This window comes from Paraburkholderia sediminicola (assembly GCF_902859805.1).
Classification (GTDB): Bacteria; Pseudomonadota; Gammaproteobacteria; order Burkholderiales; family Burkholderiaceae; genus Paraburkholderia; species Paraburkholderia sediminicola.
Map to the genome: position 1 here is coordinate 110,365 of NZ_CADIKC010000002.1, position 13,665 is coordinate 124,029.

The 13,665-nt window shown below is 61.2% G+C and carries 13 protein-coding genes; 10 read left to right on the forward strand and 3 right to left on the reverse strand.

Annotation, left to right across the window (positions count from 1 at the left end; all coding sequences use genetic code 11):
* Positions 1–361 precede the first annotated feature (361 nt).
* Positions 362–1,726, forward strand: coding sequence for a glutamine synthetase family protein (locus R8871_RS09050; protein ID WP_175050126.1), 1,365 nt, complete (start codon positions 362–364; stop codon positions 1,724–1,726).
* A gap of 103 nt (positions 1,727–1,829) precedes the next feature.
* Here the strand turns inward: R8871_RS09050 and R8871_RS09055 are convergent, their stop codons facing one another.
* Positions 1,830–3,353: a CoA-acylating methylmalonate-semialdehyde dehydrogenase gene (locus tag R8871_RS09055; RefSeq protein WP_175050127.1), complete on the reverse strand. Its 1,524-nt coding sequence runs from the start codon at positions 3,351–3,353 to the stop codon at positions 1,830–1,832.
* Positions 3,354–3,524: 171 nt separating this feature from the next.
* Positions 3,525–4,604, reverse strand: a complete 1,080-nt coding sequence (locus tag R8871_RS09060) for a hypothetical protein (RefSeq protein ID WP_175050128.1) — start codon at positions 4,602–4,604, stop codon at positions 3,525–3,527.
* Positions 4,605–4,834: 230 nt separating this feature from the next.
* On the opposite strand from R8871_RS09060, the gene R8871_RS09065 reads away from it, so the two are divergent.
* The 5 genes from R8871_RS09065 to R8871_RS09085 all read left to right on the forward strand — a co-directional run bounded on the left by R8871_RS09065 (position 4,835) and on the right by R8871_RS09085 (position 9,047).
* The gene (locus R8871_RS09065) at positions 4,835–5,740 is read left to right on the forward strand and encodes a LysR family transcriptional regulator (protein WP_175050129.1); all 906 of its coding nucleotides are present in this window, start codon (positions 4,835–4,837) and stop codon (positions 5,738–5,740) included.
* A 130-nt stretch (positions 5,741–5,870) separates the two neighbouring features.
* On the forward strand, positions 5,871–6,548 hold the full coding sequence (locus tag R8871_RS09070; RefSeq protein WP_175050130.1) for an HAD family hydrolase: 678 nt from the start codon (positions 5,871–5,873) through the stop codon (positions 6,546–6,548).
* Positions 6,549–6,552: 4 nt separating this feature from the next.
* Complete coding sequence (locus tag R8871_RS09075; protein WP_175050131.1) at positions 6,553–7,689, forward strand: DSD1 family PLP-dependent enzyme; 1,137 nt, start codon at positions 6,553–6,555, stop codon at positions 7,687–7,689.
* 127 nt (positions 7,690–7,816) lie between these two features.
* Complete coding sequence (locus R8871_RS09080) at positions 7,817–8,617, forward strand: hypothetical protein (protein WP_175050132.1); 801 nt, start codon at positions 7,817–7,819, stop codon at positions 8,615–8,617.
* On the forward strand, positions 8,607–9,047 hold the full coding sequence (locus tag R8871_RS09085) for a DUF4279 domain-containing protein (protein ID WP_175050133.1): 441 nt from the start codon (positions 8,607–8,609) through the stop codon (positions 9,045–9,047). Before R8871_RS09080 ends, R8871_RS09085 begins: the two co-directional genes overlap by 11 nt.
* 9 nt (positions 9,048–9,056) lie before the next feature.
* Here the strand turns inward: R8871_RS09085 and hpaR are convergent, their stop codons facing one another.
* Positions 9,057–9,464, reverse strand: a complete 408-nt coding sequence (hpaR, locus tag R8871_RS09090; RefSeq protein ID WP_175050134.1) for a homoprotocatechuate degradation operon regulator HpaR — start codon at positions 9,462–9,464, stop codon at positions 9,057–9,059.
* A gap of 177 nt (positions 9,465–9,641) precedes the next feature.
* On the opposite strand from hpaR, the gene R8871_RS09095 reads away from it, so the two are divergent.
* From R8871_RS09095 to hpaD, 4 genes are all read left to right on the forward strand, one after another.
* The gene (locus R8871_RS09095) at positions 9,642–10,415 is read left to right on the forward strand and encodes a fumarylacetoacetate hydrolase family protein (RefSeq protein ID WP_175050135.1); all 774 of its coding nucleotides are present in this window, start codon (positions 9,642–9,644) and stop codon (positions 10,413–10,415) included.
* Positions 10,412–11,170, forward strand: a complete 759-nt coding sequence (locus R8871_RS09100) for a fumarylacetoacetate hydrolase family protein (protein ID WP_175050136.1) — start codon at positions 10,412–10,414, stop codon at positions 11,168–11,170. Before R8871_RS09095 ends, R8871_RS09100 begins: the two co-directional genes overlap by 4 nt.
* Positions 11,171–11,266: 96 nt before the next feature.
* Positions 11,267–12,724 (forward strand): 5-carboxymethyl-2-hydroxymuconate semialdehyde dehydrogenase, encoded by a 1,458-nt coding sequence (hpaE, locus tag R8871_RS09105; RefSeq protein ID WP_175050137.1) that lies wholly within the window; start codon positions 11,267–11,269, stop codon positions 12,722–12,724.
* A 61-nt stretch (positions 12,725–12,785) separates the two neighbouring features.
* The gene (gene hpaD / locus R8871_RS09110) at positions 12,786–13,649 is read left to right on the forward strand and encodes a 3,4-dihydroxyphenylacetate 2,3-dioxygenase (RefSeq protein WP_175050138.1); all 864 of its coding nucleotides are present in this window, start codon (positions 12,786–12,788) and stop codon (positions 13,647–13,649) included.
* The last annotated feature ends 16 nt before the right edge of the window (positions 13,650–13,665 follow it).

Genomic DNA, 13,665 nt, shown 5'->3' on the forward strand with positions numbered 1-13,665 from the left:
TCGAAACGCGGCCAAATACAACGAAGCGCAGCATTATTTCGTCGAGCAACGCGACCGGCCCGCAGCTATACTCGTGTGCATCATGAAGCCCGCCACACGGTCATTCAGCCGCAGTTGCCACGCCGATCCGGCGTGCGCACACGCGCGCCTCGCCACGGCGCGCCTCAATCCCCTGCTGAACGTAATTCTCGCTTTCTGGGCGATCTGGCATTGCCGTCACGCACGTCCCCCGTCGTTCTCTCTGCATCCGCTCGCCTGAGCTGAATCCGACGCCGCCATCCACGGCTCTTCCGATTTTTTCGTCGCTCCGCGCGCCTGATGCGGAGGACGAGGCACGCGCCAACGCGCAGAGAGAACCAACATGCGATTCGCCCACGAACAGGAAGCGCTGAGTTTCCTCGAACAGAATCCCGATATCGATCTGATCGAACTCTTTATCGTCGACGCCGCCGGCGTGCCGCGCGGCAAGCTGCTTCATCGTGAAGAACTGCTCGCCGTGTATCGCAGCGGACGGCCGCTGCCGAGCGCGATCATGAACCTGACCATCAACGGCGACGATACCGAAGACAGCGGCCTCGTCTGGGACGTGGGCGATATCGACTGCCGCGCCTATCCGCTGCCGGGCAGCCTCGTGCGCCTGCCGTGGCGCAAAATGCCGACTGCCGCCGTGCAGGTTCAGATGCATCCCGAAGAAGGCCTGCCCGCCGGCGTCGCCGATCCACGGCAACTGCTTGCGCGCATTGTCGACGGTCTGCAAGCGGAGGGTTTCTTTCCGGTAATGGCGTGCGAACTCGAGTTCTATCTGCTGGATGCAAAGCTCGATGCACAGGGCCGTCCGCAACCCGCACTCGATACCGACGGCCGCCGTCCGCGAACAACCCAGGTGTATGGCCTGCGCGAACTCGAACAGATCGAACCGTTCCTGAAGGATCTCTACGATGCCTGCCGCGAACAGAACATTCCGGTACGCACCGCGATTTCCGAATACGCGCCGGGCCAGGTGGAGATCACGCTCGAACACGGCCCCGCGCTTGAAGCAATGGATCACGCCGTGCGCTACAAGCGCATCGTCAAGGGGGTCGCGAACGCGCACGGCATGAGCGCATGTTTCATGGCGAAGCCGTTCGCCGACGTTGCCGGTTCGGGCATGCACATGCACGTGAGCCTCGCCAATGAAGCCGGCGACAACCTGTTCGCCGCCGAAGACAAAGCCGGCACGCCGTTACTGCGCCAGGCCGTGGGCGGCATGTTGCACGGCCTGCTCGACTCGATGCTGATGTTCTGTCCGAACGCGAACTCGTATCGCCGCTTCCAGGCCAACAGTTATGCGCCGTGCACGCCGACATGGGGCGTCGATAACCGCACAGTCAGCCTGCGCGTGCCGGGCGGTCCGGCGCCGAGCCGGCACGTCGAGCATCGCGTGTGCGGCGCCGATGCGAATCCGTATCTCGCTGCGGCAGCTATTCTCGCGGCCTCGCACCACGGCATTCGCGAACGCCTCGACCCGGGCGCGCCGATCGAGGGCAACGGTTATGCGCAAGCCACCACGCTGCTGCCAACCGACTGGTTGAGCGCCTTGAACGCGCTCGAACAGTCAGACTGGGCAAAGGACGTGTTTGGTGCGAAATTCCTTAAGGTGTTCCTCGCGATCAAGCGCGCCGAGTACCGGCAATTCATGGGCGAAGTCGGTGAACAGGACTGGCGCTGGTATCTGAACCAGGCCTGATTGTTTGTCGCTGCGTGCCGCGTGCACGCGGCCGATTCATTAAAAAAGCCGCGCCTGAAAAATCAGGCGCGGCTTTTTAACTACGGCAATACTGCTCTATCGCTTACTTCGCCACCGGCATCGTGAACTCCGCACCCTTCGTGATGCTATCCGGCCAGCGCTGCATGATGCTCTTGTAGCGCGTGTAGAAACGTACGCCTTCTTCGCCATACGCGTGGTGATCGCCGAACAGCGACCGCTTCCAGCCGCCGAACGAGTGCCATGCCATCGGCACCGGAATCGGCACGTTGATGCCGACCATGCCCACCTGAATCTGCCGGCCGAATGCACGCGCCACACCGCCGTCGGACGTAAAGAGCGACACGCCGTTGCCGAACTCGTGCGCATTGATCAGCTCGACCGCGCTCGCGAAATCGGGCACACGCACCACCGCCAGCACCGGACCGAAGATTTCTTCCTTGTAGATCTTCATCCCGGTACCGACCTGGTCGAACAGCGTCCCGCCGATGAAGAAGCCGTCTGCATTCGTGACCGGATGCGCGCGGCCATCGACGATCAGCTTCGCGCCTTCCGCGACGCCCGAGTCGATATAGCCGGCCACCTTGGCCTTATGTTCGGCCGTAACCAATGGACCCATTTCGGCGTCGAGGTTCTCGCCGTTCTTGATCACCAGCGACTTCACGCGCGGCACCAGGCGTTCGATCAGTTCATCGGCGACATTGCCCACCGCCACGGCAACCGAGATCGCCATGCAACGCTCGCCTGCCGAACCGTAGGCGGCGCCGATCAGGGCGTCTACCGCCTGGTCCAGGTCGGCGTCCGGCATCACCACCAGATGGTTCTTCGCGCCGCCGAGCGCCTGCACGCGCTTGCCGCGCTTCGATGCTTCCGTATAGATATATTCGGCGATCGGCGTGGACCCGACAAACGACAGCGCCGCGACGTCCGGGTGTTCGATCAACGCATCCACGGCCACCTTGTCGCCGTTCACGACGTTGAACACGCCATCAGGCAGACCGGCTTCCTTCAGCAGTTCGGCAATGCGCAACGACGCCGACGGATCACGCTCCGACGGCTTCAGCACGAACGTGTTGCCGCAGGCAAGCGCAACCGGGAACATCCACATCGGCACCATCACCGGGAAATTGAACGGCGTGATCCCCGCCACTACGCCCAGCGCCTGACGCAGATTCCAGTTGTCGATGCCGCCGCCGATCTGGTCGGTGAAATCGGTTTTCAACAGATTCGGAATACCGCAAGCGAACTCGACCACTTCGATACCGCGCACCACCTCGCCTTGCGCGTCCGTGAACACCTTGCCGTGCTCGCGGGTGATCAGCATCGCCAGTTCGTCGTGGTGCCTGTTCAGCAGTTCCTTGAACTTGAACAGAATGCGGGCGCGCTTGATCGGCGCGGTTTCGCTCCAGGCGGGGAAGGCAGCCTTGGCGGCCTTGACCGCCGCGTCCACTTCCTCGACCGATGCCAAAGCGACCGAGCCGGTCACCTGGCCCGTGGCGGGATTGAACACGTCCTTGAAGCGGCCGCTGGTCGACGCAGCCGGTGCACCGCTGATGTAATGCCCCAACTGCTGCACCGACAACTTCGCTTGTTCGTTCACTGCATTCATTTCGTTCCTCGTGTTCGGGATAGGCCGCAAGGGTTGATCCGCCAACTGTATCGACGGCGCCGGTCATATTCCCGATACAGCACAATAAAACCGCGCCTCACTGTATTGTTTTTCACGAGGCAACTGTACTGGCCGGCAAGGCTGGCGCAACGTCAGGAAAAGAGGCCCAACTCAGCGCCATTGCTCGGTCAATTCATTGGCCAACACCATCTTTTCGCGGACGAGCTCGATAAAATCGGCATCCGCGCTGTTCTGGGCTTTGAGGAATTTCAGCGCCGCGGAATGAACGGCTCGCATCGACCGGCCGTCGATCCCAGCCATGCGCGCCGCGCTGCGGCGCGTTTCCTCGACCAGATCGCGCGCGCTGCTGAAGTCGGGTGACAAGCCGGCCTGCGCCTCGAACCCGGAGCGCAATCCGGCCGCATAGTCACGCGATTGCCCCAGCCTGTCGACGTCGATCATCAGATCGACGCCGTCGGCCATGCGCAACACACAGAGAATCCATAGCGCGACGAACGCCCGATACGCGTTATTGCCTTCCGCCGTGCGCGCGTATTGCTCGCACGCCATGGCGTAGGCGTCATCCGACGTGGGCACGCCAGGCGGCAAGCTCACGCCGCAGATTTCGATGGCCTGCCTAACCAGTGGCTCCGTCTGGTTCAGACCCAGCACGCGAAAGGGTGCGGCCACGAAAAACGAATTGCTCCATTGCTGATTGAGCAGCCACCCCGAGGCGAACTGCGATGCGGGATTTCTCAACACGGCCGCGTGCATGACCTGCGGGAAGGCCTGCTTGAGCCACGGCAGCCGCCCCGACGAACGGCAAAACTTGAAGACCGGTACGCTGCCGTGCTCAGCGGTGCGTTCGCAAAGATTGGCCAGATAGGCCTGCAAGGCGGGGAATTCCGCGTCGGGTGCAGGTGCAAAACGATCGGTGCCGAAGCGCTTCCTGTATCCGGCCACGCCGCGCGCGCCCTCCTCCAGAAACGGCCGGTACTCGTCGAAATACGGCGCGGCCAGCGGCGGGTGTCCGGAGGTCAACGTAGGGCGGGATGCAGAAACGTCGGCGAGGCTCAGATCGGCGAGCACAGTGCTGAACGGTTCATAGAATCCGGTCACGGAATCGAGTGCGCGCAGACGCGACCAGACCCACGTTCCTGCGCTGCGCCAGCCCGTGTGCAGGAATACCCCCTGTTTCAGGGCATTTAGTTGCGTGGCGGCGCCCGGACTCGATCCTTGTGACAACGGCATGGGACTTCTCTTCAAATGGAAGCAACAACGATTCGACGGAAGGCAGGTGCTGCCCGCCCCACCTGGCTCAACTGGCTCAATTGCACACTAACGTGCACACTTTAGCCGCTCAAGCTATCAGCTTCGTTACGGACGTATCAGTCTACCTTGCAGGAACGTCTCGTGACGCACTGGAACAGCGCATCCAAACGCTTTAAGCTGCCAGACTCCCGAACTCATAACTTGCCGCCATGAACGACTCGGCCGATATCCGGTTTCTGCTGGCCATCCGCGAAAGTGGCAGCCTGATCGCCGCGGCGCGAAAACTGGGGCTGTCGCCCTCGGCGGTGACCCAGCGCCTGCAGCAGCTCGAAAAGAAACTGGACACGCAGTTGGTGAACCGCACGGCGCGCCGTTTGCAGTTCACGGAAGAAGGCATGCTCCTGTGCGAACGCGGCGCCGAACTGGTCCAGCAGTTCGACTCATTGTTCGAAGACCTGCAGACGCGCCGGGGCGGACTGGTCGGCACGCTGAAAATCAACGCGCCGCTGGGATTCGGCCGACGCCACCTGGCACCCGCCATCGCCGATTTCCAGCAGCAAAATCCGGACATCGACGTGGCGCTCACATTGTCCGACCAGCCCTTGACCGAAACGATAGACCGCTTCGACATCGTGGTGCATATCGGCGATTTGCCGGTATCGAATCTGGTCGGTTACACGATTGCACCGAATGCGCGCTTCGTGTGCGCCGCGCCTGCACTGCTCAAACGTGTTGGTCAACCGGAGTCACCGGAAGCGTTGAGCAAGCTGCCGTGCATCGTGCTGCGCGAAAACAACGAGGACGTCTCGCTCTGGCAGTTCAGCAAGGGCCGCACGCGCCGCAGCGTGCGCGTTTCTCCGCATTTGAGTTGCAACGACGGCGACGTGATCCGCCAGTGGGCCTGCGAAGGCCGCGGCGTGATACTGCGCTCCGAATGGGACGTAGCCGAGGACATCGCGAAGGGAAGGCTCGTGCGGTTACTGCAAGGCTGGAAGGCACCAGACGCCGACGTAATCGCGCTCACGCATCAGCGAACGGGAATGCCCGCTCGCACGCGGCATTTCATGCAGTACCTACAGGGCAGATTCAGGCCGTTGCCGCCGTGGAGAAGATAACGCGCGAAACGTGACGAATCACGTCGCGGGTGGTGAGTTCAATCAAACTGAATCTTAGAGTTACCTTGGCTGAACTCCGCGCGAGCAGTGAAACTTTATAATCGGCTCACCGTTCCTCGCCGGTTAAATCATGACTTCCATATCGACTCCGACCGCCTACCCCAAGGCCGTCCTCTTCGACCTCCTGACCGCCCTGCTCGATTCGTGGACGTCATGGAATCACGCTGCGGGGTCCGAACAGCTGGGCCGTGCGTGGCGCGCCGCCTATTTACGTCTGACCTACGGCTGCGGCCGCTACATTGCATACGAACAATTGGTGCGCGAGGCGGCAGCAGAAGTTGGACTGCCTGAATCCGCCGCGCTCGCGCTCGAAGCCGACTGGCTGAAACTTGCCCCCTGGAGCGGCACGCTCGACGCCTTGCAGGCGCTCCGCCCGCATTGCAAACTGGCGATCGTCACCAACTGCTCCGCCCGCCTCGGCACGCAGGCTGCCGAGATTTTCCCGATCCACTGGGACGCTATCGTCACCGCCGAAGAAGCCGGCATGTACAAGCCGGACCCGTTGCCTTACCGGCTCGCGCTCAGCAAACTGGGGGTAGACGCCCATGAGGCCGCGTTCGTGGCCGGTTCCAGCTACGACATGTTCGGCACGGCCGCGGTCGGGTTGAGAACATACTGGCACAACCGCGTGGGCCTGCCGCTGGTGGCGGGAGCACAGCCACCCGAAATCGAGGCGCCCACGCTCGACTCGCTGGTCCCATGGCTCAGCCAGTTCGGCCAGACCGAAAGCCACTCCACTCCCCGGTGAAACCATGAAACTCGAGCACATCGACACCCCTGCCGCGCTGATCGACATCCCTCGTATGCAGAAGAACATCGCGAGAATGCAGGGACATATGAACGCACTGGGCGTCGCATTCCGTCCGCACGTCAAGACCACCAAATGCATCGACGTGGTCCGTGCGCAGATCGCCGCCGGTGCGCGCGGCATCACGGTCTCGACCATCAAGGAGGCGGAGGCCTTCTTCGCGGCCGGCGTCAGCGATATTCTTTACGCGGTCAGCATCGCGCCTTCAAAGCTGCCGCGAGCGCTGGCGCTGCGCCGCCAGGGTTGCGATCTGAAACTGGTGGTCGATAATCCGACCGCTGCCGCTGCCATCGCCGCATTTGCGGACCAGCACGGCGAATCCTTTGAAGTGTGGATCGAGGTGGACACGGACGGCCACCGCTCCGGGATTACGCCTGAACAGGACACGCTGCTCGAAGTCGGCCGGATTCTGCATGAGAACGGCGTCAAGGTAGGCGGCGTGATGACTCACGCGGGGTCCAGCTACGAGCTTCATACGCCGGAGGCGCTCGCCGCGCTGGCGGAGCAGGAACGCGCCGGTTGCGTGCGCGCGGCGCAACGGCTGCGCGACGCAGGCATTCCGTGCCCAGCGGTGAGCGTCGGGTCCACACCTACGGCGCTGGCCGCCGAGCAACTGGACGGCGTGACCGAAGTGCGGGCAGGTGTCTACGTTTTCTTCGACCTGGTCATGCACAACGTCGGTGTGTGCTCGCTTGAAGATATCGCGCTCAGTGTGCTCGCGACGGTGATCGGGCATCAGGCGGATAAGGGCTGGGCGATTCTCGATGCGGGCTGGATGGCGATGAGCCGTGATCGCGGCACGTCGAAGCAGTCGCACGATTTCGGCTACGGCCAGCCATGTTTATTGAACGGGACACCGCTCGGCGGTTTTGTCGTGAGCGGCGCCAATCAGGAGCACGGAATTCTGTCGTCGTCAGAAGACGGCGCGCCTGTGGACGACATCGCGCAGCGCTTTCCCATCGGAATGAAGCTGCGAATCCTGCCCAATCATGCGTGCGCGACCGGAGCGCAGTTCCCCGAGTATCACGCGGTGTCGGCGGATGGTAGGAGCATCGAGTGGAGGCGGTTTCAGGGGTGGTGAGAGTCACGCGAAATCAGGTACATCCCCGGCATGGTGACTAACCATGCCGCATTGCCCTCGCATCCCAAAAACATAAGCGCTCAGCAATCTGATAGGTTTATGCCGTCACACGCGACAGGACCTGGCAATGAGCGGTACTGAACTGAAAACAGATTTGTTGCAGCGGTGGATGATGTACAGCAAAGATGCTTATGGGAGCGGACGCATCTTTCTGAGTACCAGGCAAAAGCAGGCAGTTGAAGAAGGCAAGAACTTCTCCCAACAGGCATACGCCGATATATGGACTCGTGATGCCGCACTTGTGCAGCGCGTCCGTTCGTTCCTCGGGACGAACTTCCATTGGCATGAGCAGTTGGCAAAGAGCGGCTCTGACCTTGAGGTCATAGAGACCTTGCAGTCCATGATTCGCGGTGAGAGTGTCGTCCTTATCGCCGAGCAATCGTGCACCGGGGGCGCCTGGATCGATCAAACGCCTAAACCAAAAGCGTTTCCGAGTTTCCGCGAGGAGCTAATGACGGGACTGGGCATGTCGTACGACGCAGCGACTGCCTACATCGACCGCTATAACGACATGGTGGACGAGATTAATACCGTTACGGCCCGATATGCGAACCGTGCCGCCTCCTCACTCGCTGGCGACGCAGCCACATTCACGGAAACTGCTACGCCGCTCGGCGATGCAACGTCGTTCGAATATGTCGAAGATGCCCTGAGCACCGACATCGAAGAACTCGCGGCCAGCACAAACAACCCAAGATTCGCTGCCAGAATGCTTGGATACGACTACAAGACGTTTGGAATGATGTTACACAGGTTCAAAGACGCCAACGGCCTTGGACCGGCTGACAACAGCATCTTTCACGACAATGGCGATGTGGAATTCAATGGACGGATATTTGAGGACAGCATTCACGACTATGCACGATGACCCATCTTCAGAGCCGCACGCAGACGCGGGAGCCTACGCGTCTTTCCTGATAACCGGGGATACGGTAGTGCCGGAATTCTGGACTGAATACTTCCTGGTCTCCCCCGATGCAACAATCGCAAAAGGTCTGTCGTTTATCCTGCCCTCAGGCAAAACCAGCAAGGCTCCTGGGAAAACCGGTCTATGGGGCGTAAGCAGTGAGCTTGCGGTACAAAGTGACTTGCTGACCCCACATTTACGATTCCTTGCACATCGTCTTGGTTTGCCGCGCGATGGTCTGCGGGAACTCCTGCAACAAGCCGGTGCGAAAGTGCGGTTCTCATGTTTCTGGTTTAACCCTTCGGGCAAGCGCGTGCCCGATGTGCCTACCGACATTCGGCAGATGATGGAATCCCTCGGGGGTGCCATCGAGATTGACGAATATCGGTAGTCTGCTGAATCACTCGCCCTCTTCTTCAAGCCCCGCAAGCAGATCGTCGACCGCGCGATACACGCGCTCGACGATTTCCGGCCCCACCTTGCGCTCCAGCTCGCGATAGTGCGCCTCGAGATCCTTCGAGATCACGCGCACCAGGTCCACACTCGTATCGGTTAGCGACACCAGCACCCGCCGCTGGTCTTCCGCGAAACGCTCCTTGGTCACCAGTTCCATACTCTCCATACGCGCGAGCACACCCGCCATGCTCGGGCTCGAAATCGTGCAGATATCGGAGATGTGACGCGGCTCCATCGGCCCGTGCTCATTGAGCGCGCGAATCACGCGCCATTGCTGCTCGGTCAGTCCGTGTGCGGTAATCAATGGCCGGAAACGCTCCATCATTTTTTCTCTGGCGCGCAGCAACAACATCGGCAGGTTGCGGTGCAAAACTCGGGTAGAAGCGGATGCGGACATGGCGAATAAGTTAAATGCAGCTGTCGAGGCTTAAGGGAAAACCCGCGATCGGCCAACAGGCTATTGACCGTGGATGATATCAAGCGCAATACTACTAACATGTTAGTGTTTTTGCCGAGAGACAGCTAATTTATGTTTGCACTTGCCGATCACCTGCTGCATCCGGAAGGCGACGCGCTGCCTCGCGACGTGGATGCGCACACCGTTGCCGCGCTGCTCGCACGTGGCATTGCCTGCCGCGCACCGGTTTCCGGCGCTGTTTATGGAACCTTGCTGAACGACCGCGCCGCTCTGGCCGCGTTGGGCGAAACGGTGCATGCTGCGCCCTATAAAACCCCGCCCAAAGCGCCGATTCTCTATCTGAAGCCGCGTAATACGTTCGCCGGTCATCGCGCCCGCGTTGTCGTGCCTGATGATGCATTGGGTGTGGAGGTCGGCGCTTCGCTGGGTATCGTGATCGGCCGCACTGCAACACGCGTTAGCGCGGACCAGGCGCTCGACTACGTCGCCGGCTACACACTGGTCGCCGATCTGAGCGTGCCGCACGCGAGCGTGTACCGGCCTTCGGTACGGTTCAGGGCGCGTGACGGTTTTTGCGTGATCGGACCAGCGGTGGTTGCAGCGCGTCATATCGCTGCGCCGGACAATCTGGCGATCACAGTTTCGCTTCCAGAACGCGAGGTCTTCACTGCAAGCACTGCGTCGTCGGTACGCAACGTGGCGCAATTGCTTGCGGACGTAACCGATTTCATGACACTGAGTGCGGGCGATGTCATTACGCTCGGCGTGCCTCACGGTTCGCCGGTCGCCCATATCGGCGACACGGCCACGCTATCGATTGGCGGATTGCCGTCACTCGAGGTGTCGTTTGTCGGCGCAGCAGAACAAGATGGAGAACAGCAATGATGCGCGGCCGTGTTGCGTATGCAGGGGCGATTCACGAAGCCTATCCGGACGCCAACGGCGTGCGCCTCGCCGACGGTCGCGTGCGTCGTGAGGATGAAGTGGTCTGGCTCGCGCCGATCGAGGTCGGCACGATCTTCGCGCTTGGCTTGAACTACGCTGAGCACGCGAAGGAATTGCAGTTCAACAAGCAGGAAGAGCCGTTGGTCTTTCTCAAAGGCCCGGGCGCGGTCATCGGTCACCTTGGCTTCACGCGCCGGCCCGCCGACGTCACCTTCATGCACTACGAGTGCGAGCTGGCTGTCGTGATCGGCCAAACCGCGCAGAGCGTCAAGCGCGAAAACGCCACGCAGCATGTAGCCGGCTACATGATCGCCAACGACTACGCGATCCGCGACTACCTGGAAAACTACTACCGCCCTAACCTGCGCGTGAAGAATCGCGACGGCGGCACGGTGCTCGGCCCCTGGTTCGTCGATGCCGCCGATATCGAAGACGTCACGCAACTCGAATTGCGCACCTTTGTGAACGGCACGCGGCAGCAACACGGCAACACGCGCGATCTCGTCACCGATATCCCGGCGTTGATCGAATACCTGAGCAGCTTCATGACACTCGCACCCGGTGACGTGATCCTGACCGGCACGCCGGAAGGCATCGTCAACGTCAACGCGGGCGACGAAGTGGTCTGCGAAATCGACGGCCTTGGCCGTCTCGTCAATACGATTGCATCCGACGCGGACTTCGGCCGCGCCTGATCGACAGGTTTTGCATGGGATCGGAGTAAGCGCTAAAGCGCCAACTCTGGTCGACACGCGAACCCCGATCGACAGCTAAAGAGAAAGGACAACACAATGCGAATCGACCATCTGATCAACGGTAAATCGAGCGCTGCGAAAGACTACTTCGAGACGGTCAATCCGGCGACGCAAGAGGTGCTCGCCGAAGTAGCCCGCGGCGGTGCGGAAGAAATCGACGCTGCCGTACGCGCCGCCAAAGAAGCATTTCCGGCATGGGCCGGCAAACCCGCAGCGGAACGCGCAAAACTTATCCGCAAGCTCGGCGAGCTGATCGCGAAGAACGTGCCGGAGATCTCGGAGACCGAGACGAAGGACACCGGCCAGACGATCTCGCAGACCCGCAAGCAACTCGTGCCGCGCGCCGCCGACAACTTCAGTTATTTCGCTGAGATGTGCACGCGCGTCGACGGTCATACGTATCCCACCGATACGCATCTGAACTACACGCTGTTCCATCCGGTCGGCGTCTGCGCACTGATCTCGCCGTGGAACGTCCCGTTCATGACGGCAACATGGAAAGTGGCACCCTGTCTCGCGTTCGGCAACACTGCCGTGTTGAAGATGAGCGAACTATCGCCGCTCACCGCCTCGATGCTCGGCAATCTCGCGCTCGAAGCCGGCATTCCCGCCGGCGTGCTGAACGTCGTGCACGGCTTCGGCAAGGACACCGGTGAGCCGCTGGTGGCGCATCCGGATGTGCATGCGGTGTCGTTCACCGGATCGACGGCAACCGGCAACCGCATCGTGCAAACCGCGGGTCTGAAGAAGTTCTCAATGGAACTGGGCGGCAAGTCGCCCTTCGTGATTTTCGACGACGCCGATTTCGAACGCGCGCTCGATGCCGCCGTGTTCATGATCTTCTCGAACAATGGCGAACGCTGCACGGCGGGTTCGCGCATTCTGGTGCAACGCTCGATTTACGCGCGCTTTGCCGAGCGTTTCATCGAACGCGCGAAACGTTTGACGGTGGGCGATCCGCTGGCCGACAGCACAATCGTCGGCCCGATGATCAGTCAGGGGCATCTGGCCAAAGTGCGCAGCTATATCGAACTGGGTCCGAAGGAAGGCGCCACGCTCGCGTGTGGCGGCCTCGACGCGCCCGACTTGCCCGAAGCCATGCGCAAAGGCAACTTCGTGCAGCCGACAGTATTTGTCGACGTAGACAACCGCATGCGAATCGCGCAGGAAGAGATCTTCGGCCCGGTTGCCTGCCTGATTCCGTTCGACGACGAAGCCGACGCAATCAAACTCGCCAACGACATCTCCTACGGCCTGTCGAGCTACATCTGGACGGAGAGCACCGGCCGCGCGCTTCGCGTGGCTGCAGCCGTACAAGCCGGCATGTGCTTCGTGAACAGCCAGAACGTGCGCGATCTGCGCCAGCCGTTCGGCGGCACCAAGGCATCGGGCGTAGGTCGCGAAGGCGGTACATGGAGCTACGAAGTGTTCCTCGAACCGAAAAACGTATGCGTGTCGCTCGGCTCCCATCACATTCCGCGCTGGGGCGTCTGAAACGCCGGTCATTTGCGCGCGAGGGCATCACGCCTCGCACCACACAGAACAGGAGACCGCGATGGGCAAACTCGCGTTGGCAGCAAAAGTGACTCACGTCCCGTCGCTATATCTATCCGAACTCGACGGTCCGCATAAGGGCTGCCGTCAGCCCGCAATCGACGGCCACCATGAAATCGGCCGGCGTTGCCGCGAATTGGGTGTGGATACGATCGTCGTCTTCGACGTGCATTGGCTGGTGAACAGCGAATACCACATCAATTGCGCGCCGAAGTTCGAAGGCGTCTATACGAGCAACGAACTGCCGCACTTCATCAGGAACATGCCGTACGCGTATCCCGGCAATGTCGGGCTCGGCGATCTGATCGCGGAAGTCGCCAACGAAATGGGCGTGAAGAGCCGCGCGCACAGCGAGACCACGCTCGAACTCGAGTACGGCACGCTGGTGCCGATGCGCTATATGAATAGCGACCAGCGCTTCAAGACCGTATCGGTAGCCGGCTGGTGCATGTGGCACGACCTCGAAACCAGCGCCCGCTTCGGCCTCGCGGTACGCAAGGCCATTGAAGAACGTTACGAGGGCACCGTGGCGATTCTGGCGAGCGGATCGTTGAGCCACCACTTCGCCAGCAACGGCACTGCCGAGCAGTTCATGCACAAGGTGTGGAGCCCGTTTCTCGAACAGATGGACCGCCGCGTGGTCGAGTTGTGGGAAGCCGGCGACTGGAAGACCTTCTGCGAGATGCTGCCGCTCTATAACGAGAAGTGCTGGGGCGAAGGCGGCATGCACGACACCGCGATGCTGCTCGGCGCGCTCGGCTGGGATCGTTACGACGGCAAGGTTGAAGTCGTCACCCCGTATTTCGGCAGTTCGGGCACCGGCCAGATCAATGCGATTTTCCCCGTGACGCCCCTACCCGCTTAAGTCCTGAGAAAGGAGC

Excerpts from the sequence above, each read along its gene's own strand:
- R8871_RS09050 (WP_175050126.1), top strand. The coding sequence starts at position 362 with ATGCGATTCGCCCACGAACAGGAAGCGCTGAGTTTCCTCGAACAGAAT.
- R8871_RS09055 (WP_175050127.1), bottom strand. The coding sequence starts at position 3,353 with ATGAATGCAGTGAACGAACAAGCGAAGTTGTCGGTGCAGCAGTTGGGG.
- R8871_RS09060 (WP_175050128.1), bottom strand. The coding sequence starts at position 4,604 with ATGCCGTTGTCACAAGGATCGAGTCCGGGCGCCGCCACGCAACTAAAT.
- R8871_RS09065 (WP_175050129.1), top strand. The coding sequence starts at position 4,835 with ATGAACGACTCGGCCGATATCCGGTTTCTGCTGGCCATCCGCGAAAGT.
- R8871_RS09070 (WP_175050130.1), top strand. The coding sequence starts at position 5,871 with ATGACTTCCATATCGACTCCGACCGCCTACCCCAAGGCCGTCCTCTTC.
- R8871_RS09075 (WP_175050131.1), top strand. The coding sequence starts at position 6,553 with ATGAAACTCGAGCACATCGACACCCCTGCCGCGCTGATCGACATCCCT.
- R8871_RS09080 (WP_175050132.1), top strand. The coding sequence starts at position 7,817 with ATGAGCGGTACTGAACTGAAAACAGATTTGTTGCAGCGGTGGATGATG.
- R8871_RS09085 (WP_175050133.1), top strand. The coding sequence starts at position 8,607 with ATGCACGATGACCCATCTTCAGAGCCGCACGCAGACGCGGGAGCCTAC.
- hpaR (WP_175050134.1), bottom strand. The coding sequence starts at position 9,464 with ATGTTGTTGCTGCGCGCCAGAGAAAAAATGATGGAGCGTTTCCGGCCA.
- R8871_RS09095 (WP_175050135.1), top strand. The coding sequence starts at position 9,642 with ATGTTTGCACTTGCCGATCACCTGCTGCATCCGGAAGGCGACGCGCTG.
- R8871_RS09100 (WP_175050136.1), top strand. The coding sequence starts at position 10,412 with ATGATGCGCGGCCGTGTTGCGTATGCAGGGGCGATTCACGAAGCCTAT.
- hpaE (WP_175050137.1), top strand. The coding sequence starts at position 11,267 with ATGCGAATCGACCATCTGATCAACGGTAAATCGAGCGCTGCGAAAGAC.
- hpaD (WP_175050138.1), top strand. The coding sequence starts at position 12,786 with ATGGGCAAACTCGCGTTGGCAGCAAAAGTGACTCACGTCCCGTCGCTA.